Origin of the sequence: Arthrobacter sp. 2RAF6 (genome assembly GCF_052115205.1) — a bacterium.
Lineage (GTDB): Bacteria > Actinomycetota > Actinomycetes > Actinomycetales > Micrococcaceae > Arthrobacter.
The window spans coordinates 165991-187914 of record NZ_JBFRGF010000003.1 but is presented as its reverse complement, the minus strand read 5'-3'; the positions used below and the strand labels follow the sequence as shown (position 1 = coordinate 187914).

Annotated in this window: 17 protein-coding genes and 2 tRNA genes; 11 read left to right on the top strand and 8 right to left on the bottom strand. The window is 64.0% G+C overall.

Translation table 11 applies throughout. From position 1 onward, the window contains the following. Positions 1-11 precede the first annotated feature (11 nt). From AB4Z38_RS03545 to AB4Z38_RS03535, 3 genes are read right to left on the bottom strand one after another with little or no spacing between them, the layout of a single operon-like run. Positions 12-470 (bottom strand): GNAT family N-acetyltransferase, encoded by a 459-nt coding sequence (locus AB4Z38_RS03545; protein ID WP_441428429.1) that lies wholly within the window; start codon positions 468-470, stop codon positions 12-14. A gap of 34 nt (positions 471-504) precedes the next feature. Continuing rightward, positions 505-1086, bottom strand: coding sequence for a PadR family transcriptional regulator (locus tag AB4Z38_RS03540; protein ID WP_441428428.1), 582 nt, complete (start codon positions 1084-1086; stop codon positions 505-507). A gap of 35 nt (positions 1087-1121) precedes the next feature. Then, entirely contained in the window at positions 1122-2105 is a 984-nt protein-coding gene (locus AB4Z38_RS03535) for an NAD(P)H-quinone oxidoreductase (protein ID WP_441428427.1), read from the bottom strand. Between the two features lie 114 nt (positions 2106-2219). On the opposite strand from AB4Z38_RS03535, the gene AB4Z38_RS03530 reads away from it, so the two are divergent. After that, a tRNA-Ser gene (locus AB4Z38_RS03530) sits at positions 2220-2307 on the top strand. Between the two features lie 168 nt (positions 2308-2475). Here the strand turns inward: AB4Z38_RS03530 and nirD are convergent. Then, entirely contained in the window at positions 2476-2853 is a 378-nt protein-coding gene (gene nirD, locus AB4Z38_RS03525) for a nitrite reductase small subunit NirD (protein WP_441428426.1), read from the bottom strand. Between the two features lie 280 nt (positions 2854-3133). Here nirD and nirB point away from each other — a divergent pair, with 280 nt between their 5' ends. Then, positions 3134-5752, top strand: a complete 2619-nt coding sequence (gene nirB, locus AB4Z38_RS03520) for a nitrite reductase large subunit NirB (protein ID WP_441428425.1) — start codon at positions 3134-3136, stop codon at positions 5750-5752. Positions 5753-5786: 34 nt separating this feature from the next. On the opposite strand, the gene AB4Z38_RS03515 is transcribed toward nirB, so the two are convergent. Further along, on the bottom strand, positions 5787-6560 hold the full coding sequence (locus tag AB4Z38_RS03515; protein ID WP_441428424.1) for a potassium channel family protein: 774 nt from the start codon (positions 6558-6560) through the stop codon (positions 5787-5789). A gap of 109 nt (positions 6561-6669) precedes the next feature. Here AB4Z38_RS03515 and AB4Z38_RS03510 point away from each other — a divergent pair, with 109 nt between their 5' ends. Further along, positions 6670-7548, top strand: a complete 879-nt coding sequence (locus AB4Z38_RS03510) for an undecaprenyl-diphosphate phosphatase (protein WP_441428423.1) — start codon at positions 6670-6672, stop codon at positions 7546-7548. Between the two features lie 124 nt (positions 7549-7672). After that, the gene (locus tag AB4Z38_RS03505; protein WP_441428422.1) at positions 7673-8452 is read left to right on the top strand and encodes a VOC family protein; all 780 of its coding nucleotides are present in this window, start codon (positions 7673-7675) and stop codon (positions 8450-8452) included. A gap of 116 nt (positions 8453-8568) precedes the next feature. Here the strand turns inward: AB4Z38_RS03505 and AB4Z38_RS03500 are convergent, their stop codons facing one another. Further along, positions 8569-10560 (bottom strand): FAD/NAD(P)-binding protein, encoded by a 1992-nt coding sequence (locus AB4Z38_RS03500; protein WP_441428421.1) that lies wholly within the window; start codon positions 10558-10560, stop codon positions 8569-8571. Positions 10561-10619: 59 nt separating this feature from the next. On the opposite strand from AB4Z38_RS03500, the gene AB4Z38_RS03495 reads away from it, so the two are divergent. The 3 genes from AB4Z38_RS03495 (at position 10620) to AB4Z38_RS03485 (ending at position 14368) form a co-directional block, all read left to right on the top strand. Beyond that, on the top strand, positions 10620-12881 hold the full coding sequence (locus AB4Z38_RS03495; RefSeq protein ID WP_441428420.1) for a prolyl oligopeptidase family serine peptidase: 2262 nt from the start codon (positions 10620-10622) through the stop codon (positions 12879-12881). Between the two features lie 143 nt (positions 12882-13024). Further along, positions 13025-13112: transfer RNA gene (locus AB4Z38_RS03490), tRNA-Ser, on the top strand. Positions 13113-13285: 173 nt separating this feature from the next. After that, on the top strand, positions 13286-14368 hold the full coding sequence (locus AB4Z38_RS03485; protein ID WP_441428419.1) for a hypothetical protein: 1083 nt from the start codon (positions 13286-13288) through the stop codon (positions 14366-14368). A gap of 89 nt (positions 14369-14457) precedes the next feature. Here AB4Z38_RS03485 and AB4Z38_RS03480 read toward each other — a convergent pair whose 3' ends face one another. Together AB4Z38_RS03480 and AB4Z38_RS03475 are read right to left on the bottom strand one after the other, a co-directional pair. After that, positions 14458-15897 carry an MFS transporter gene (locus tag AB4Z38_RS03480; RefSeq protein ID WP_441428418.1) on the bottom strand — a complete coding sequence of 480 codons (1440 nt, stop codon included), beginning with the start codon at positions 15895-15897 and terminating at the stop codon, positions 14458-14460. Beyond that, positions 15894-18065, bottom strand: coding sequence for a RecQ family ATP-dependent DNA helicase (locus AB4Z38_RS03475; RefSeq protein WP_441428417.1), 2172 nt, complete (start codon positions 18063-18065; stop codon positions 15894-15896). Before AB4Z38_RS03475 ends, AB4Z38_RS03480 begins: the two co-directional genes overlap by 4 nt. 124 nt (positions 18066-18189) lie before the next feature. On the opposite strand from AB4Z38_RS03475, the gene AB4Z38_RS03470 reads away from it, so the two are divergent. The 4 genes from AB4Z38_RS03470 to AB4Z38_RS03455 all read left to right on the top strand — a co-directional run bounded on the left by AB4Z38_RS03470 (position 18190) and on the right by AB4Z38_RS03455 (position 21879). Further along, a complete protein-coding gene (locus tag AB4Z38_RS03470; RefSeq protein ID WP_441428416.1) occupies positions 18190-19608 on the top strand; it encodes a phosphomannomutase/phosphoglucomutase in 1419 nt (472 codons plus the stop codon). A 27-nt stretch (positions 19609-19635) separates the two neighbouring features. After that, on the top strand, positions 19636-20088 hold the full coding sequence (locus AB4Z38_RS03465) for a hypothetical protein (protein ID WP_441428415.1): 453 nt from the start codon (positions 19636-19638) through the stop codon (positions 20086-20088). Positions 20089-20112: 24 nt separating this feature from the next. Then, positions 20113-20562, top strand: a complete 450-nt coding sequence (locus AB4Z38_RS03460) for an RrF2 family transcriptional regulator (protein ID WP_441428414.1) — start codon at positions 20113-20115, stop codon at positions 20560-20562. A gap of 156 nt (positions 20563-20718) precedes the next feature. Then, positions 20719-21879 carry a globin domain-containing protein gene (locus AB4Z38_RS03455; protein WP_441428413.1) on the top strand — a complete coding sequence of 387 codons (1161 nt, stop codon included), beginning with the start codon at positions 20719-20721 and terminating at the stop codon, positions 21877-21879. The last annotated feature ends 45 nt before the right edge of the window (positions 21880-21924 follow it).

Genomic DNA, 21924 nt, shown 5'->3' with positions numbered 1-21924 from the left:
TGGGCCGCAACTCAGCCCAGCGCCTTGACGAGTATTTCGCCTTCGTCCTTAGCGAAACCACATTTTTCGTAGAAGCCCGTGGCATAGAGATTGGCGGGGACCCAGACTTCTTCCATCCCGTGTTCCCGCATCCACTCCTCCATGACGGCCAGGAGGGACCGGCCGATGCCTCGGCGGCGCCAATCCGTATGGGTACCCATTTCCATGAGGAGCAGCTCGGCCCAAGGTCCGGCATTACGACGGCGCTGAATGCAGCAGTGGAGGAATCCCACGAACCCGCCGCCGAGCTCAGCCAACCAAAACAGCACGGCGGGGTCGCCCAAAAAGGAGCGGGCGCCGTCGTACGTCAACGCGCCCGAGGGCGTGACGGAAGGATCCTCGTCAAACAAGTTATCCGTCTCCGCCAGGCGGATCAGCGCGTCGGCGTCGTCGGGGCCGAGCAGCCGGATCCGAACGTCGGCATTCGTCAATGTTCCGATGTCGGCACCTCCCTTGCGGAGCAGTCTATGCGTTGGGCGCTCCCGTAGCGCGGACGGTTCCGATCATGCCGTTGCTGGCGCCATTGGCCTGCTGGACCAGCCTGGCGTCGCAAAGATCAAGCCAGCGGGCCTCCGCCTCGGCATGGAAGATCAGGGAGTCGAGGACGAGCAGCCTGGCGGTATCCGTCACCCTTTGGTTGGCGGCCAAGTCCTTGCGGTCCTGGGTGTAGTCCTGCAATTCCCGCAGGGAAATCTCACGTTGGGCTTGGATGAGCGCGGGGACGTCGGTGCCCGCCGTCGTGACGGCCAGCGCCAGCTTGATGGCCAATTCGTTCCTCAGAGGAGCTCCACGATCCACCGCGGTTGAAAACCATCGGCGGATCTCCGCAGTCCCGGCGTCGGTGATGCTGAAAAGCACGTGGCCGCGGCCGTCGTCGCCCTCTTTGCGGACCAAGGCGTCGCGCTCCAGGCGGGCCAGGGTGGTGTACACCTGTCCGATGTTCAGCGGCCAGACGGCTCCTGTGCGCTCCTCGAACGCCGCCCGCAATTGGTAGCCATGGCGCGGCTGCTCCTGAAGCAATGCCAGGATGCTGTACCGGATGGACATCGCTCTCCTTCGTACTGCCGATTTGGCGGGCGCGGCTAAAGCAGCAGCAGGACTTTGCCCATGTGCTCGCCGGAATCGAAGTATTCGTGGGCTTCACGGACCTGCTCCAAAGGGAACGACTTGGCCACGAACGGCTTGATCCGGCCGTCTGCCAGCATAGGCCAAACGGATTCGCGGACGGCGTTCATGATGACGCCCTTTTCCGCAACAGGACGCGGACGGAGCGCTGTGCCGATGATCGCCGCGCGTTTGCTGAGCAACTGACCGAGGTTGAGTTCGCCCTTGACACCCCCCTGCAGCCCGATCACTACCAGCCGGCCGTAGTCGGCGAGCGCTTCCACGTTCTGCTGCAGGTATTTGGCACCGACGACGTCGAGAATCACGTCCGCGCCTTTGCCGCCGTTTTGTGCCTTGAGGCTTTCGGCGAAATCTTCTTCCACATAATTGATGGCAATGTCGGCGCCGAGGAAGGCTTTCGCGGTTCCGACCTTTTCGGCCGTACCGGCCGTCGCCGCGACCCTGGCACCGAACGCTTTGGCGAGTTGGATCGCCATGGTGCCGATGCCGCCCGTGGCGCCATGGATCAATACCGTCTCACCCGCTTGCAGCTGTGCAGTCATGATGAGGTTTGAGTACACCGTGGCTGCCACCTCAGGCAAGGACGCCGCGGTGACCAGATCCACGCCGTCAGGCAATCGCAAAACCTGCTCCGCCGGGACAGCAACCTGCTGCGCGTAGCCGCCACCCGAAAGCAGGGCCACTACCTTGTCACCCACGGAAAACGGCTTGCTCACCCCGGGTCCGAAAGCGGCAATCCTGCCGGAGACCTCAAGCCCCGGAATTTCGGATGCTCCCGGTGGTGGCGGGTAGAACCCGCGGCGCTGCTGGACATCCGCCCTGTTGAGACCGGCGGCGACGACGTCGATGAGAACCTCGCCGGGGCCGGGAACCGGAGCGGGGACGTCCCGGATTTCCAGAACCTCAGGCCCGCCCGGTTCGGAGATGTAGACGGCTTTCATAGAGTGCTCCCGATCCCTTGCTCAGTGCAGTTGGCCTTTCAGACACCTTAACCGCGTTAATCGCGGCGGCAGGTTTTTGGCGCAGCCAACTCCCTATGAAACACTACTAGGCAGGGAAGGTTGTCCGAGCGGCCTAAGGAGCTGGTCTTGAAAACCAGTGTGCGGTAACCCCGCACCAAGGGTTCAAATCCCTTACCTTCCGCGTGGCGCGGCACAGCGCAGCTGAGAGGCCGGTTCATGTGAATCTTTGGATTCCATGGCCGGCCTCTTTTGCATTAAACGGTTGGAATCCCGATGCAATGCCAAGAAACACCAATGGCCGGTTCCGCGGGCGGAACCGGCCGGAATCGGCGTCGGGGGCTGAAGCAGCCTAGACGGCTACTTCGACGTATCCGTCCACCAGTCGGGTGGCGTAGCTTGCGAGCCGCAGTTCGGGGTTGGTGAAGCATTCGCCGGTTTCAAGGTCGTAGACCTCTTTGTGAAGCGGCGAGGCGATGGTGGGACGGCTGCCCCTTGACCCGACGATTCCCCGCGCCATGACATTGGACAGCGTTGCCGGGTCCTGCTGGGACACCGCCAGGACCTCGTCCGGCGTCGTGCGGAAAAGCGCTACTTGCTTGCCTCCGACCAAGGCCGCTTCGCCCCAAGCCGGTTCCAGCTCGTCGATTGCGCACACGCGGTGCCAGCCGCCGGACGCGGTCGGTGCGCTCTGCTGTTGTAGTTTTTCCCGATCCAGAATTACGGTCATTTCAGCCCCTATCGCTTAAGCCTGCCGGTCCGGCGGATCCAATTCCGCCATCCGGCACGGGCCGTTTGCGGCCACAACTTCACGGTAGGCCTGCGATGTTTCGCCGGAATGCAATCAATGTGTCCTGCTCGTAAAGGAGACCTCACATTGCCGCAATCCTCACCGTGATGCCGAAGTTAAGTCCCCGAAACAAAGGGGAAACTGACGCGAAACTGCGTGTCTTTAGTCTGAAGTGACAAGTCGCGGATGACGGTTCTGCGGCACATGCGAAAGGCCGCCAGTGACCGGACATACTTCCCCCTCAGAGAACCCGCGCCGCATTGTCGTCGCCGGTGGAGGCCCTGCGGCCCACCGTTTTGCCGATGCCATGCATACCCGCGGTCTCAAGGGCTGGCACGTCACGGTCCTCACCGAGGAAGCGCATCTTCCCTATGACCGCGTCACGCTGAGCAGGGCGCTCATCGAGGTGGACTGCGACCTCACCTTGGGCGACATGTCCATGTGGGACCACGATGCGCTGGACCTGCGCACTGGCGAGCGGGTGGTCAAGATCAACCCCGATGCCAAGTCCGTGGAAACCGCGGCCGGCAACAGCTACGAATACGACGCCCTCGTGGTCGCGACGGGTTCGAATGCCGCCCGCCTGCCCATCCCGGGCGCCGAGCACACGCACGTCTACCGCACGCTCGAAGACGTCTGGGCCATCAACGAAGCAATCACGCAGCTCACGGAAAAGCTCGGCCGCAAGGTCAACGCCGTCACCATCGGCGGCGGGCTCCTCGGCCTCGAATCAGCCGCCGGGACTGAGCGGCTGGGCGCCACCCCGATCGTCATCGACGGCGCGTCCTGGCTGATGGCCACGCAGCTCGACGAAGGCGCCGGCCAGGCAATGGGCCGGCTCATCAAGGACAAGGGCTTCGAAATCCACGGCGGCGTGTTCCCCTCGGAAGTATTGTCCGACGACGACGGCCAGGTCACCGGTGTCCTCATGGCTGACGGCCGCATCATCGACGCCGACATCGTGATCGTCGCGATCGGTGTCCGGCCGCGCGATGAGCTCTTCCGTGCAGCGGAGGGCGAGGAGCAGGTCTTCACGCTTGGCCCGCGCGGCGGTGTTGTCATTTCCGACGGTTGCGAAACCGAGATCCCCGGCATCTTCGCCATCGGCGAAGTCGCGAACTTCGGCGGCATGTGCCTGGGGCTCGTGGCTCCGGCGAACACGATGGCCGAGATCGTCGCCGACCGCCTGCACGGCGGCCAAGCGACCTTCCCCGGTTTCGACACCGCCACCAAGCTCAAGCTCTCCGGCGTGGACGTGGCCAGCTTCGGCGACGCGTTCGCCAAGACTCCACATTCCTTGGAGATCGTGTACGCGGATCCGGCCCGCGGCGTCTACCAGAAGATCGTCACCACCGACGACGCCAAGACCCTCCTGGGCGGGATCTTCGTCGGCGACGCAACCCCCTACATGAGCCTGCGCCCGCTGCTCGGCCGGGAACTGCCCGCCGAACCCGGCGCCTACCTCACCGCGGCAGGCGGCGGGGACGCCCCCGAGACCGAACTGCCGGATGACGCGATCCTATGCTCGTGCAACAACGTCCCTGCCGGGTCCATCCGGGACGCCGTCAACGCGTGCGGGACGTGCGAAGGCAAGGATCCGGTCCGCGACGTGCCAGGCCTCAAGGCCTGCACCCGGGCCGGGACGCAGTGCGGTTCGTGCGTGCCGATGATCAAGAAGCTCCTCGAAGGGGAACTGAAGAAGTCCGGCATCGAGGTCTCCAAGGCCCTATGCGAGCACTTCGAGCTCTCCCGGCAGGAACTCTTCGACGCCATCCGAGTGCTGGAACTGACATCCTTCGAGGACATCCTGGCCAAATATGGCACCGGCGCGGGCTGCGACATCTGCAAACCGACCATCGCCTCGATCCTCGCGTCGCAGCATTCCGCGTACGTGCTCGACGCCGGCCGCGGGTCCCTGCAGGACACCAACGACCGCGCCCTGGCCAACATGCAAAAAGACGGCACCTACTCCGTGGTCCCACGCATCCCGGGCGGGGAGATTACGCCCGACAAGCTCGTGGTCATCGGCACGATCGCCAAGAAGTACGGCCTGTATACGAAGATCACCGGCGGGCAGCGGATCGACATGTTCGGCGCCCGCCTCGAACAACTCCCGCTCATCTGGGGCGAGCTCATTGACGCAGGCATGGAGTCCGGCCAGGCGTACGGCAAGAGCCTGCGCACCGTGAAATCCTGCGTGGGCTCCACCTGGTGCCGCTTCGGCGTCCTCGACTCGGTCGCCATGGCCATCAACCTCGAGCTGCGCTACCGCGGCCTGCGCAGCCCGCACAAACTCAAAATGGGCGTCTCCGGCTGCGCCCGCGAATGCGCCGAAGCCCGCGGCAAGGACGTCGGCGTGATCGCGACTGCGGAAGGGTGGAACCTCTACGTCGGCGGCAACGGCGGCGCTAACCCCGCCCATGCCCAGCTCCTCGCCGGCGGCTTGGACGACGAGACCCTGATCAAATACATCGACCGCTACTTCATGTACTACATCCGCACCGCGGACCGGCTCCAGCGCACGGCTCATTGGCAGACGGAGCTCGACGGCGGCCTTGAGCACGTGCGCCAGGTGGTCGTCGAGGACTCCCTCGGCATCGCCGACGAGCTCGAAGCCGCCATGGCCAAGCACGTCGGGTCCTACGAGGACGAGTGGGCCGCGACCCTGAAGGACCCGGAACGGCTCCGTCGCTTCCGCTCCTTCGTCAACGCCCCCGAAGAGGAAGACGAGGCCATCGTCTTCGTCCCAGAACGCGGCCAGATCCGCCCCGCCACCAACGAAGAAAAGAGCGCGGTCTTGATCTCTTCCTCGAGCATCCCCGTCCGCGCGAAGGACTAAGAACGCGCCTCGTCGGCGAGCTTAGGGTGGCGAGCTACGGCGACGGCGAGTGGTCGCCGCGGGCTCCGACCAGGCCGCCCCGTAGCTCGCCGTCGGCGTTTTCCAAAAGGGCACTCAGGCGCTCGACCTGCCCAGCCAACCGGCGAATCTCCTGCTTCATGGGCTCCTCGGCGACCGTCGCTGCCGCCGCAGCTCCGGAGGAGACCTGTTCAACAAGCCACGAGGCAACCGAAGCGGTCACGACGCCCAGGACAGCGATCCCACAGACCATCAAACCGCCGGCAACGCAGCGGCCCACGACAGTCACCGGGTAGTGGTCCCCATATCCGACGGTGGTAATGGTGACCATCGCCCACCACATGGCATCGCCAAAGTTGGTGATGTTGGCGCCCGCGGCGTTCTCCTCCGCATCAAGGACGGCGAGCGCCCCACAGTACGTCAGGAGGGCAGCGGACCCTAGAACAAAAGTGAGGATGCGGCCCCGTATGGCGTTCCCGGCGGTGCGATGAAGCAGCTTCAGCAGTGTTACCAGCCGCAACAACCTCAACGGCCTGAGGACCGGGAGGGCCAGTATCAGCAATTCGTGCAGGTTCCGCACGAACCACTGCGCGCGACGCCGCGCCAAGACGAGGCACATCGCGTAATCCAGGGCAAACACCAGCCAGGTGACCCAGATGATGGTGTCAACAACGGTGGATTGGGCCTCGGTGAGATTCGCGATCACCTGGAATGAGTAGGCCGCCAGGAACAGCACTGCTGCCGCCACCATGGGCCATTCGGACACCTGCCGCCATCGCTCTTGGGTCATTCGTCGATATTAGCCACCTGCCCCCGTAGTCGCGTTGACCTGTTGGCACACGGCGGCCTCCCAGCAAACGTTCATCTCCCGGTAATCGGTACTGGCTAGGATCGAGCCCATGATTAATATGATCCAGGCCATCGTTATGGGCCTGCTGCAGGGAATCACCGAGCTCTTCCCGATTTCCAGCCTCGGCCACAGCGTCATCTTGCCCAAACTCTTCGGTTGGGGCCTGGACCAGAAGGCACCGGAATTCCTGAACTTCCTCATCGCCACCCACTTGGCTACAGCAATTGTGCTGTTCTTCTTCTTCCTCCGCGACTGGATTGAGATTGCCAAGGGTCTTGGCCGTTCCATCCGCGACAGGAAGATTGCTCCGTCAGACACGTATGCAAAGCTCGGCTGGCTCCTCGTGGTTGGAACCGTGCCTGCCGGAATCATCGGTTTGGTCCTGGAAAAGCCCATTCGGAACCTCTTTGGTTCCCCACTGATCGCTGCCGTCTTCCTGGTTGTCAACGGTCTCGTTCTTTTTGCGGCCGAACGTCTGCGGACCAGGGAAAACCTCCGCGCGGCCGCGCAACCGGTGACTGCAACGGCTTCCGACGCCGAAATCGCCACCTTGTCGTGGAAGCGCGCCTTGGGAATCGGAACGGCCCAGGCGGCCGCGCTGATCCCGGGAATCTCCCGCTCCGGCTCGTCAATGGCCGGCGGCCTGCTGTCCGGTCTGAACAACGAGAACGCCGCGAGGTTCAGTTTCCTGCTCGCGACGCCGATCATCGGCGCAGCAGCCGTGCTCAAGCTGCCTGACCTCTTCACCCCGGCCATGGCCGACGAGCGCGGCGTGTTCCTGGTGGGTGCGCTGTGCGCGGGTGTCGCTGCATGGTTCGCCACCAAGTTCCTGCTTCGTTTCTTTGAGACCCGGACCCTGACGCCCTTCGCCATCTACTCGGTGGTTGGCGGCGCGATCTACTTCATCTTGATGCTCGTCATGGGCTAGGTTCCGCTGAAGGCATTGACCCAAGGCATTGAAACTGCCAGAGGCCCCGCATAGGGTTTTGTCTGTCTCCACCACCCACTCAAGAAACCGTGGCAACAACCGCGGTAACGACACAGGAGCAAACATGCCCACGCCTGACATCACCCCCGGCTCACCTTGCTGGATCGACCTGATGACCTCGGACCCGGAGAAGGCAAAGTCCTTCTACAACACACTCTTCGGCTGGACCTACGAGACCGGGGACCAGGAAAAGTACGGTGGCTACATCACGGCTTCGAAGGACGGCAAGATGGTGGCCGGAATCATGCAGAAGCAGGAAGAAATGGCCCAGATGCCCGATGTCTGGTCCACTTACCTGCGCACTGACGACATCAAGGCAACCACCGAAGCGGCGGTCGCCAACGGCGGCCAGGTCTACATGGAACCCATGGAAGTGCCCGACCAGGGAACCATGGCCATGTACGCGGATTCCTCCGGAGCAGCCATCGGTGCCTGGCAGTTCGGCGAGATGAAGGGCTATCAGCTGGCTGCCGAAACAGGCGCGCCCGCTTGGCACGAGCTCTTTGCCAAGGAGTACGACTCGGCAGTTTCCTTCTACCAGAACGTCTTCGGCTGGGAAACGACCGTCGTGGGCGATACCCCGGAGTTCCGTTACACCACGCTCGGGGCGGGCGACGACTCGAAGGCCGGCATCATGGATGCTTCCGGTTTCCTCCCGGCCGAGGTGCCGTCCTACTGGGGCGTCTACTTCGCGGTGGACAAGGTCGATGCCACCATCGAGCAGGCTGTCTCCCTGGGCGCCACGATTGTTCAGGCAGCTGAGGACACTCCCTACGGCCGGATGGCCACCCTGACCGACCCGACGGGTGCGATCTTCAAGCTCATCGAAAACCAGGCTTCATAAGCCCGCAACCCCGGATGAGCATGCTCTCTCCCGGCCTTGGCGAATGGACATATTAGGTTTATGTCCACTCGCAGGATCGGGCGGGGAGCATGCTCATTTTGCTTGGCGAAGCATGCTCATTTTTGGAGAGGAAGGCCGAGTATGTCCCTTGCGATTTCGTCGGCGTCGCGGAGGGTCCGTTGGCCGCTTCGGTAGCTGGTGCCGTCGGAAGGCCGGGCTTCGGCGGCGATGGCCGTTCCCCATTGGGTGGAGGAAAGCTGCAGGCCAAGGGCGTACATCCCCGGAGTCACGGAACCGTTGGCGCCCACCAGGCGGTAGGGGTGCGGTTGGACATCCAACCCGGAGGTCTGCACAGGCGTTCCCTCGGCAGTCATCATCACTTTGGGCCGCACCAACCCGTCGGCGAGCAACTGCCGCAGGAACGGAGAAACGCTTACACCCACCCGGTTCGACGGCGACATCGCCTCAATCAGGGTCCTGGCTTCCGCGGCAACGGCCTGCACCCAGGCAGACACCGCGCGGAAGACGCCTTTGGAATGATCAACGCTGAATCGCGGATCCGGGCCAACGAAACTCACGACGCCGGCACGCGCCAAAGCGGCCAACTGTTCGGCGCGCAGGGCGGGAGGACCGCTCGCGAGGCCCTCGACGAAGGATTCGAACCAGCCCCGCAGCTCGCCAACCCACGATTCGTCCGTGATGCCGCCGTCGGCCACAGCGCTCTTCAGGATCGCCCGTCCCGTGTGCAAGGCACCGATGGCCATCTTCACGGGATCTGCTTCCCCGAGCGCGGAGCGGCGGGCGTCGTCGTCCAGATAGTCCACGACGGCGGCGTCGAGTTCCTTCCTGGACGCGAACGAATGCCCGGCCAAGGGCGCCGCGAGGCCCAGAAGGTCAAGCCGGCGCGACGATGCAACGTGGATGGAGACCAACTCCCCGACCTGGTTTTCCCATCGCCCGGTGGCATGCGCATGTGGCCGCAACAAGTCTTCCAAGGCCGCAAGGAATTCAGTCGCATCCGACACGGCTACAGGTTCCGCCACGACCAACGTTGAATAGTAAGCCCACAGGGCGTCCCGATGCAGGAGGGGCCAAAGGTCGTGATCGAAGCCAGGTTGGATTCCGGCCGCGGCGAAGCGTTCCACCGCGCTCTCGGTCAGATACCGCAAGCGCACGGACTTGGGATAGTAACCGTCCAAGCCGGCCTTGGCCCGGTACGGGGTGCCACGCCTGGATGCCGCGATGATCCTCGGTTCCCGGCCCGAAGGCAGGTACTTAAGCTTCCCCTGGAGACCGTCTTCAGCCGGCACGAACCGTCCCCCGCGGCCTTCGGTCAGCTGGCCCATGACGTCGAAGAAATTCAGGCCCATGCCCCGCACCAGGACAGTCTCCCCGTCCGGGACCAGTGCCCAGTCTACGTCGGCGGGTGCGGCGGGCGGCACGTACAGGAGCCCGAGCTCGGACGCCACCTCCCTGAACGAACGCTGCTCCGGGTTGAGCCGGGACTCGAGGTGGCCCAGCGCGAGGACGAGGGAATCCACGGTGAGCCGGGCGCCGTCGTCGAGTTCGACGTCGAACCCTCCGCCCGCGGGCTCACCCGGCGAACCGTCCGCCGGGCCGCCCGGCAGGGGACGCGCCGCCACGGCCTTGGTCCGGTGGAAGGCGATCTCAACGCCGGCCGGGACACGGTCCAGCAGTTCCTCCAGCGTCGAGCGCAGATACCGCCCGTAAAGGGCGCGGCTGGGAAAATCGTGGGAAGCGAGCGCGGCAAGTTCGGCCCGTTCCTCGGCGCTCAGGCCCGGTCCGCCGACGGACCGTTGCTCCGCTCGCCACTGCTCAAAGGAGCCGCCGGCCAAGGGTGGCGCGAGTCGCTCGTCCTCCGGGATCAATGTGGGGTAGAAAGACTGCGTGTTCATGAGGTACAGCCGGGATTGTTCGGGCTGCCACACGTGCCCGGGACCGGCTGGATAGGGGTCCACGACGTCGATGTGCAGGGAACGCGTTTGGGTTTCCGTCGCGGCCCAATTGGCGAGCAAACGCTCCAGCACACTGGTGCCGCGGGGACCTGCCCCGATCAGCCCAACCCGAATGTTCTGCGATTTACCCACGCCCAAGCCTAACTTCTTGTGACTTGCTTCCTTCTCAGACAGTCACTCTAGGATGAGGGATGACCACCACAGCAGCTGATCAAGCGCCCGCGCCCGACAACGAAACTGCCCAGGGAACCGCAATCGCCCCCGAGCCTGTCGACGAGAATATCTGGCTCGAAGACATTCACGGCGAGGAACAGCTGGCCTGGGTGCGGGAGCAAAATGCCCGCACCGAAGACTTGCTCGACGACGCCGACTACGCCGCCTTGGAAGCCGGAATCCTGGAGGTTCTGGACTCCACGGACAGGATCGCCATGGTCAACAAGCGTGGCGAGCACTACTACAACTTCTGGAAAGACCAGCAGAACCCCAAGGGCCTCTGGCGCCGGACAACGTGGGAAAGCTACCTCCGCGACGCACCGGAATGGGACGTGCTGCTCGACATCGATGCGCTGGCCGCCGCTGAAGGCGAAGAGTGGGTTTTCCACGGCGCCAACTTCCTTCGCCCGGCCGAGGGCGAACCGCACCGCCTCGCCATCATTGCCCTCTCCCCCGACGGCGGCGACGCCAACCGCCACCGCGAGTTCGACGTCGAGACCCGCACCTTCGTGGACCCTGCCGCAGGCGGTTTCGACCTCCCGACTGCGAAGGGCAACGTGAGCTGGCTCGATGGCGATACCCTGCTGGTTGCCACCACCGCCGAGGGCCTGCCGAAGACCAGCTCGTCCTACTCGCGCACCGGCGTGAAGCTCCGTCGGGGCCAATCCCTGACTGAGGCCGAACGGATTTTCGAGATTCCCGAAGACCACATGATGGCCCTCGTCGCCCACGACTCCACCCCGGGTTTCGAACGGACGTTCGCCGTGGACTGGATCGACTTCTTCAACCGGACCACCTCCGTGCTGCGCGACGACGCGTGGCTCGCCATTGATGTCCCCACTGACGTCAACCTCAGTTCCCACCGCGAATGGCTCGTGTTCCGTCCACGGCAGGACTGGAACGTCGACGGAACCACCTACGCCGCCGGGTCTCTGTTGGCCGCCGACTTTGACAGCTATCTGTCCGGGGCACGCGACTTCACGGTGCTTTTCACCCCGGATGAGCACACGTCCCTCCAGTCGTGGAGTTGGACCCGGAGCTACCTCCTCCTGAACCTGCTGCACGATGTCTCTTCCGAAATCAGAGTGCTCGACCCGGCCCGCAAGGACTCCGCCGGCGGGTGGGCCTCGACCTTGTTGGATGCGTGCCCGCCCCTGCACGACGTGAACGCCTACGCCGTCGACGACGAGGACGAAGCAGAAGGCGACGACGCCGGCAACGACTACTGGCTCGTCGCTACCGGCTTCACCACCCCCACCACGCTCATGCGCGGCACCCTGTCCCCGGGCATCGCCAGCTACAGCCTCGACGCAGGCCACGACGGCGGGGTGTCCAGCACTCACGCGGTGGTGAAGTCCTCGCCGTCGTTCTTCAATGAGGCAGACTACGAGGTCCAGCAGCACTTCGCCACCTCGGCAGACGGCACGCGCGTGCCTTATTTCCAGGTGGCGTCCAAAGATCTTGACCTCGACGGCGAGAACCCCACACAGCTCTCGGGCTACGGCGGGTTCGAGGTCTCAAGGACCCCGGCCTACAGCGGATCCGTCGGGCGCGCCTGGCTGGAGCGCCGGAGCGAAAGCATCACGACCGAAGACGGCTCCGCGGCACATTCACGCGGAGGCGTCTACGTCGTGGCCAACATCCGCGGCGGCGGCGAATACGGTCCCGCTTGGCACCGCGCAGCCTTGCAGGCGAATCGACACCGCGCGTTCGAGGACTTCGCCGCTGTGGCCCGGCACCTCATTTCGCGGGGCGTCACCAGCCCGCGGCGGCTCGGCTGCGTGGGCGGCTCCAACGGCGGACTGCTGGTGGGCAACATGCTGACCCAGTACCCGGAGTTGTTCGGAGCCATCTCCTGCGGCGTCCCGTTGCTGGACATGCGCCGCTACACCAAGCTTTCGGCCGGCTACTCCTGGATTGCCGAGTACGGCGACCCCGACGTCCCGGAACAGTGGGAGTACATCCGTACCTTCTCGCCGTACCACCTGTTGCGCGACGGCGTGGAGTACCCGGAGACGTTCATCTGGACGGCCACCTCCGATGACCGCGTAGGCCCGGTCCAGGCGCGGAAGATGGCAGCCCGGATGCAGGCAATGGGCATCCCGAACGTGTGGTTCCACGAGGCACTCGAAGGCGGTCACGCGGGAGCCTCGGACAACCGCCAGGCGGCCTCGCTCCAAGCCCGCAGCCAGCACTTCCTGTGGCGGGCGCTTGCGGGCAAGGAGGGTTCGGGGCAGTAGCGCTCTCCACGGCGGTGCGGCGCCCGACGGCGGTCCGCGCCAGGTCCGACAGGCGGCGGTGCGGCGCCCGACGGCGGCCCGCGCCCCCGTTTTGCACTGGGTGCCCAATTCTGCGTATCCTTGGTTGGCTAGCAATAGCAACTGGAGACGTGCCAGAGCGGCCGAATGGGCTTCACTGCTAATGAAGTGTGGGGCACAACTCCACCGGGGGTTCAAATCCCCCCGTCTCCGCGTTTTGGCCCCGGTCCCTGACCGGGGCCTTTTTGCGTTCCTGGGCCTTTTTGCGTTCCAGGGCCTTTTTGCAGCGGAACCTGGTGGGGAAGATTCATGTCTCGGACTCTTTGAATTCAGCTCGCGCCAATAACCTCGTCCGGGTAACCGAGACCAACGACGAGGAGAGATTCATGCGTTCAATGACGAGATTCGCGATCGCAACGGTTGGGGCCGTCCTGCTGTCAACCACGTTGCTCATGTCGCCTGCACTGGCGGCCAATGACGGTAGCAACTCAGGACAAAACGGCTCTAACGGCAACGGGCACCAAGGCAATACCGAGGGCTTCAGCTTCGGCGTGATCGGCGACGTGCCCTACGGTGACGCTGAGATCCAGGCCTTCCCGTCCTACGTCGAGGACCTGAATGCGCACAAGGAACTGAGTTTTGTAGCACACGTGGGCGATATCAAGAATGGATCCTCCCAGTGCACAGACCAGTACTTCGAAGCCATCAAGAAGAACTTTGACAGCTTTACCGTCCCGCTCGTCTACACCCCGGGCGACAACGAGTGGACTGACTGCCACCGAACGAACAACGGCGCCTACAACCCCCTGGAAAGACTGGCCAAGGTCCGGGAAGTCTTCTTCCCGAAGCCCGGATTCACACTTGGCGCATCGATGACGGTGAAGTCGCAGGCAAAAGAAGGCTTCCCGGAGAACGTCAGCTTCCGCAAGCATGAGGTCGCCTTCACTGCCGTCAACATTCCGGGCAGCAATAACTCGATGCTGCCGTGGACGGGACTCGGCCAGACCCGGCCCACGGCTGCCCAACTCAACGAGGTACAGCAGAGGACCGATGCCGACATCCAGGAGTTGAGGGATACCTTCCGCAAGGCGCGGAACAACGGTGACCGGGCCGTCGTCGTGATGACGCAGGCGGACATGTTCGACCCGACAGTCGCGGCCCCTTCCCAAGCGGATTTTGGTGCTTTCAAGCCCCTGGTACAGACCTTGATCGAGGAATCGAACTCGTTCGGCGGCCCGGTCTACCTGATCAACGGTGACAGCCACGTGTACAACCAAGACCACCCCCTTGCTGCTGGTTCGACGTGGCTGTCTTTCTACGGCCAGGCCACAGCAGCGAAGAACCTGACGCGGATCACCGTGGATGGCTCCAACAATGCGAAGGACTGGCTCAAGGTCACGGTCAACCCGGACGAAGCAACGAGCGTCATGTCGTTCGACCGGATCCCGTTCACGCACCCGGCGTCGTAGCTAAAGCAATCCAGGCAAGACGGCGGGCAGCCAAAAGTCGCCGGAATCTCCGCGGTAGGGGTTCCGGCGACAGGCGTATCCAAACACCCCTAGCCCCGCCGCTTCTCGGGTTTGCCCACAACACTGCGACTGACTTCAGCTCCGGCGTACCGGTGCAGCGTGAGGCTGTCCACTGTGCTCAAGAGCATGACGGCAGCCATGGCGAGGAAGGCGCCACGGTACGCCGAGGAAGGGCCGTCGCCAAAGAGCGACGCATGGTCGAAGAGACGCAGGAAGAGGGCACCCACGGCAATACCGCCACCCGCGGCCAGTTGCACCAATGTCGCTGACACGGCGTTGGCCGAGGGAAGCTCCCCGGGGACGATATCCGCATACTGCACGGAGGCGTACGCCGAGAATCCGATCGAACGGAAGGCCCCGCTGGCCAGCAGCAAGGCAAAAATCAACGGCTCCGGGGTCCCTGCATTGAGCGCCGCACAAGCGGCAAAGGTGACGGCCGAGGCGAAGGAGGCGAAGACCAACACGGGTTTGAAGCCGAACCGCCGAATGATGGGCGTCGTGGCGGGCTTGATGCCGATGTTGCCGATGAACACCGCGGCCACCATGGCACCTGATTTTAGTGGATCCCAGCCAAAGCCGTCCTGGAACAACAGCGGCAGCAGGAAGGGCACCGAGCTGATGGTCAGGCGGTAGACGAACCCTCCGGTGGAGGTGGCCCGGAACGTGCGCGTGGCGAAAACCCGGAGATCGAAGAGCGGAGCCTTGGCCTTGAGCATCCACCAGGCCGCTCCGGCCAAAGCCAGTGCTCCGGCCAACAGCACGGCGGCGGGGACCGCGCCCGCGCCATGGCCACCAACACCTTCAAGGCCCACCACAAGCGATCCGACGCCGAAGGTGGTAAGCATGAGCCCCAGCCAGTCGAGCCGCCGGGCAGCATCGCCTCCGGTACGCGGAACCAGCCTCAGGGCTGCGATGAACGCAGCAAGCCCCAGCGGTACGTTGATCAGGAAGATCCAGTGCCAGGAAAGATAGGTAGTGAAAGCTCCGCCCACAAGCGGTGCCAAAACGGGGGCCAGCAACCCGGGCCAGACAAGGAATGCCGTGGCTCGGAGAAGCTCCGACTTGGGTGTGCCCCGCAGCACTACGAGAGTCCCGACCGGCACCATCATGGCCCCGCCGGCACCCTGCGCCACCCGGCTCAACGTCAGCAGGGTGAGGTCCTGGCTGGCTGCGCACAACAGCGACGCCACGGTGAACACGGCGATCGCCAGGCAGAAGATCCGACGTGCACCAAAGCGTTCCGCGAGCCAGCTGCTGAGCGGAATTCCCATGGCCACAGTCACCAGGTAGGCAGTCATGGTGATGTTGACATCGGCCGAGACCACTTTGAAGTCGGCGGCGATGCTCGGCATGGCAGTAGTAAGGACTGTTCCGTCAAGGAACTCCATGAAAAAGGTGGCGGCAACCAGCAACGCGAGCCGTGGCTGCCACTTGGCTTCGGACTGGACGTCCGGGACTGCGCCGGTCACGCTGCTTGACCGAGGACGAGAGGCAACACCGATCCTGCCCCGGCTTGCCTGAGGGCGCGGCCGGCAACGGTCATCGTCCAGCGGCTGTCCGTCAGGTCATCGACCAGGAGGATGCCTTGACCGCCTAGCGACGCAAGGTTCTGTCCAAGTTCGGGACCCACCACGAGGCGCTCCCAGACACCGGCCAGCCGATAGGCGCTGTTGCCACCGCGCCCGCCCGCGGGTCCGCCATGCTGGAGTTGAAGGGAACCCAAATACGGCATCCGGCCGATGCCGGCTATGCCGCGGGCCAAGGATTCGACCAGCGCCGGCTTGTTCCTGGAGGGGATGCTCACGACGGCTGCCGGACGCCCTTGGCCGCTCCATCCGGTGGATCGGCCGTCTCCGGCAGACCATTCCCGCAACACCTGTACGCAGGCCTGCAGCATGGCAGGTTCAACCTCGCGGTCTGCCGCCCCGGCAGCAAAGAGCTCACGGAGGGCACCACCCCAGCCGAGGTCGGTCAGTCGGGCCAGGACGCGTCCTTCGGCCAGCAACTCCTCGGGCTTGATCTTGCCTTTCACCGTCACGCCCAGCCGGTCCATGCCACTGGGCCATTGAAGCCGTGGTTCTAGCGCAAGACCCGCGCGCCGAAGGGTCTGCCCGGCGGCGTCGGCGGCTGCTGCTGCCACGTCCGCCGGGAACCACTTGCCGGCGCAATTGTCGCAACGGCCGCATGCACGTGCGGATTCGTCGTCGAGGACCGCGGTGATGTATTCCATGCGGCATCCAGCGGTGTCCTGGTAAATCACCATGGAATCCTGCTCGTCCACCCGGGCCTCGGCGATGCGGGCGTAGCGTTCGGCGTCGTAGATCCACGGCCGTCCCGTGGACCTCCACCCACCGCCCACGCGCTCCACCGCTCCATCCACGGCCAGGACCTTCAGCAGGAGTTCCAAAGGCGTCCGGCGCAGGTCCACCCGTGCTTCGAGGGCCACCGTGGACAAGGCAGAGCCGGATTCGGCCAAGACGTTGAGTACGGCTGCGGCCTTTTCCTCCGAGGGCATTGAAGCCGTCGCAAAGTACTGCCAGATCTCGCGGTCCTCGGATCCAGGCAGGAGGAGCACATCGGCATTTGCGGCGCCGCGGCCGGCACGGCCAACTTGCTGGTAGTAAGCCACCGGCGATGACGGGGCACCAAGGTGGATGACGAACCCGAGATCCGGCTTATCGAAGCCCATGCCGAGCGCCGAAGTGGCCACTAGCGCCTTCACTTCGTTGTCCTTGAGGAGTTGCTCGGCCCGTTCACGATCCGCGGGGTCCGTCCTCCCGGTGTAGGACAAGACGTTGTGGCCTGCCTCGGAGAGCAGCCGGGCGGTGTCTTCGGCGGCCGAAACGGTCAGGGTGTAGATGATTCCGCTGCCTGGCATGTCTGCCAGATGGGTCAGCAACCAGCCAAGGCGATCCCGCGAGTCGGCGAGCTTCAAGACACCCAGCCGCAAGGACTCCCGGCCAAGCTCCCCACGGATGGTCAGCACTCCGGCGCCGAGCTGTTCTTCGATGTCATGGACCACCCGGGAGTTGGCCGTCGCCGTGGTGGCAAGTACGGGAACACTGCCGGGCAGTTGCTCGATGAGATCGGAGATGCGCCGATAGTCGGGACGGAAATCGTGCCCCCAGTCCGAAATGCAGTGTGCCTCGTCAATCACCAGGAGACCGGTACGGCGGATGAGCTCGGGAAGCTGGTTTTCCCGGAACGAAGGATTGGTGAGCCGCTCCGGCGAAACCAGGAGAACGTCCACCTCGTCCGCGGCGAGTTGCTCGCGGACGTTGTCCCACTCAAGCTGGTTGGCGGAGTTGATCGCCACGGCCCGCACCCCGGCACGTGCGGCTGCTGCCACTTGGTCCCGCATGAGTGCGAGCAGCGGGGAAACGATGAGGGTGGGCCCTGCGCCGCGGCGCCTCAACAACAACGACGAGACGAAGTACACAGCCGACTTGCCCCAGCCCGTCCGCTGCACCACCAAAGCGCGCCGTCCGGCGTCGACGAGGGCCTCTATCGCCTCATACTGGCCGTCGTGGAATCGGGCGTCCGCATTTCCCACAAGCTCCTTCAAGACTTCAAGGGCCTGGATCCGGGTGGTGGACTGTTCTGCTGCGAGTAGGGCAGCATCCGGGTTGTTGGGCATGGCTTCAGTATTCCAGCACCCGCAGACAGCCAGAACCCGGGAGGTCATCTATGTGGACAAGCGTTTTCCACATAGATGACCTCCCGGCGCAGTGACCACCTCGCTCCACAGTAAGATTGAGCGCGTGACTAGCGAGCAGAACAAGACATTTGACCTCTCGGCTTCCTTCAAGGCCTATGACGTCCGGGGAATCGTCGGCGAATCCATCACAGCCCACATCGTGGAATCCGTCGGCGCGGCCTTCGTCGACACCCTCGGCCTCGCTGGCGAGACTGTGCTGGTTGGCGGCGACATGCGCCCGTCATCCCCCGAATTCATCAAGGCATTCGCCGACGGCGCTGCCCGCCGCGGCGCCAATGTCCAGCTCCTGGACCTCATCTCCACCGACGAGCTCTATTACGCTTGCGGTGCCCTCAATGCGGCCGGCGCCACGTTCACCGCAAGCCACAACCCCGCCGAGTACAACGGCATCAAGATGTCCAAGGCCGGCGCCCAGCCGATCTCCTCCGAAACAGGCCTCAAGGAAATCCAGGCGCTGGCGGAGAAGTACCTCAACAACGGAAGCATCCCGGCTGCAGATGCGGAAGGCAAGGTCAGCGTCCGCGATGTCCTGAAGGACTACTCGGAGTACTTGCGCAGCCTGGTTGACCTCAACGGCTCCCGTCCGCTGAAGATCGTCGTCGACGCCGGAAACGGCATGGCCGGGCTGACCACTCCCGCAGTGCTTGGTGACCAGTTGCTTCCTGCCCTGCCGTTCGAGATCGTCCCCCTGTACTTTGAGCTGGACGGCTCTTTCCCGAACCACCCCGCCAATCCGCTTGAGCCCGAAAACCTGCGCGATCTGCAAGCCGCAGTCATCGAGCACGGTGCGGATATCGGCCTCGCGTTCGACGGCGACGCCGACCGTTGCTTCGTGATTGACGAGAAGGGCGAACCCGTGTCGCCGTCTGCCATCACCGGGATGGTTGCGCGCCGGGAAATCGCCCGCGCACAGGCCGCGGGTGAAAAGACCCCCGTGATCATCCACAACCTGCTGACCTCGCGGGCAGTCCCGGAGCTCGTGGCGGCGGATGGTGGCAGGGCTGTGCGCACACGTGTGGGGCACTCGTTCATCAAGGCTGTCATGGCCGAAGAAGGAGCCGTCTTCGGCGGCGAACACTCGGCGCACTTCTACTTCCGCGATTTTTGGAACGCGGACACCGGCATGCTCGCGGCCATGCACGTCTTGGCGGCATTGGGCGAGCAGGATGGCCCGCTGTCCGACCTTGGCCGCCAGTACGAGCCTTATGTCTCTTCCGGTGAAATCAATTCCGAAATCGAAGACAAGGCAGGAGCCGTTGAGCGGGTCCGCGCCGAATTTGATGGCGAAGACGTCGACGTGGACACCATGGATGGCAGCACCTTCACCGCGAAGGACGGCAGCTGGTGGTTCAATCTGCGTCCGTCCAACACAGAGCCTTTCCTGCGGCTGAACGCCGAGGCGAAGGATGTTGCCACGATGGAAAAGGTGCGGGACCGCGTCCTCGCACTGGTCCGGTCCTAGCCTGCAGCCCCGAAGGCGAGCATCAGCATGAATCCCCAGATCAACGGTCTCGAAAGCACAGAGGAACACGAACTCCGCGAAGTGCGTGAAACGCTTGGGGCCGCCTTGGCAACAGCGCAGGAACACCTGGAACAAAACGGTGGCTTCCTGCCCTTCGCAGTCACGCTCGCCGAAGACAACGAACTTCGGATCGTCTTCGTAACGCCTGAAGAGCCGGACGACGAGGGAAACGTCGACACAGAGTCGATGCTGGCAGACATCCTCGAATTGCTGCGCCAAGGCCGTGACGAATACCGTGCGGTGGCGATTGCGAGCGATGTCATCCTTCCGGAACACGGCTCGGACGGGATCCACGCCGCGGCTGAGCATCGCAGCGGCGGTCTCCTCGCAGCCGTTGTCCCTTATGTCCAGAACGCCGAGGGCTTCACCTTTGACAACGCAGAAGCCGACACCAATCAACCCCTCGTATGGGTGGACTAGACCTTACTCCGTAAGCTTGAGGGCATGAAGATCAATGCCTTCGCGGATGTGAGCCTGCGTGCGCTCCTGGTTCTCTCGTCCGCGCCCGCAGGTGAACTCCTGACGACCCAGAACATCGCGGACGCCGTGGGGACTCCTTACCACCACGTCAGCAAGGCCATTGTTCGGCTCCGGGAGCTGGGCCTCATAGACGTCGAGCGCGGCCGCAAGGGCGGATCCCGGCTCAGCGCCGCCGGACAGCGAGCCACCGTTGGCCAGATCCTGCGGGAACTGAATACCAGGCTCGACCCCGCCGAGTGCCAATCCGCCCATGGTGACTGCCCCCTGATCACGGAATGCGGCTTGCGTCACGCCTTGGCGCGCGCGAGGGAAGCCTTCTACCGGGAGCTGGACGACGTCGTCGTCTCCTCCCTTCCGCGCCTGCGGCAAATGGCGCCGGCATTCCAGGCGATCGGGTTACGCCCCGGGTTGTAAGCACGGCTTGTAGCCCGGGGCTCTGTCATTTCCGGGCTGTCGATTAGCCAAATCCTTCTACGGCGTGTAGAAGTTATCTATAGATACTTGCATTTTAAATACGAGTATTGATCCCGGTCCGTATGCACCCCGCGGGCCATTACGACAGGAGTTCCTATGCTCTCGGACAAGTCCTTCCCCGTCATCGAAGCCACGTTGCCGCTCGTCGGCGCCCGGATCGGCGACATCACCCCCAAGTTCTACTCCCGTCTCTTCGCTGCGCACCCAGAACTGCTCGATGGGCTGTTCAGCCGTTCGAACCAGCGCTCCGGCAACCAACAGCAGGCCCTCGCGGGAAGCATCGCCGCCTTTGCAAGCCATCTGGTGAGCAACCCCGGAACCCTGCCGGAAACAGTTCTGTCCCGCATTGCACACCGCCACGCTTCCCTGGGAATCACCGAGCCGCAGTACCAAGTGGTCTACGAGCACCTCTTCGCCGCCATCGCAGAGGACCTGGCCGAAGTCATCACCCCTGAAATCGCCGAAGCCTGGACAGAGGTCTATTGGCTCATGGCGGACGCGCTGATCAAGCTCGAAAAGGGACTCTACGCAGCGCAGGCCAACGGAAAGATGTGGAGCCCCTGGAGGGTCGTGTCCAAGACTCCCGCAGGCACCGGCTCCATGACCTTCACCCTCGAGCCGGCCGACGACACCCCGATCACCGCAGCACTGCCGGGCCAGTACATCAGCGTCAAGGTCACACTCTCGGACGGCTTGCGCCAGGTCCGTCAGTACTCACTTTCAGGCGACGCCGGCACCAGCCGCAGCTTCACGACCAAGATCGACGACGGCGGCGAGGTCTCGCCGGTGCTGCACAACACCGTTGAGGTGGGTGATGTCCTGGAGATCTCCAACCCCTACGGTGAGATCACGCTCAAGGAGGGCAGCGGTCCCGTGGTCCTCGCCTCGGCCGGCATCGGCTGCACGCCCACGGCTTCCATCCTGCGCTCACTCGCCGATTCCGGCTCCGACCGCCAGGTGCTGGTCCTGCACGCGGAGAGCAATCTGGACAGCTGGGCGTTGCGCGGCCAGATGACGGACGACGTCGATCGCTTGGACGGTGCAGAACTCCAGCTCTGGCTGGAGGAACCGCGGGCCGGGTCCAAAGCGGGCTTCATGTCACTGCGCGAAGTGGACCTTCCAGCCGACGCCTCGCTGTACCTGTGCGGACCGCTGCCGTTCATGAAGCACATCCGCAACGAAGCAATCAACGCCGGAATCCCCGCCACGAGAATTCATTACGAAGTCTTCGGACCGGATATCTGGCTCGCCAACTGACTAGCATTAGTTGTCGTTTAGAGACCCCAAAACGACAACGAATGC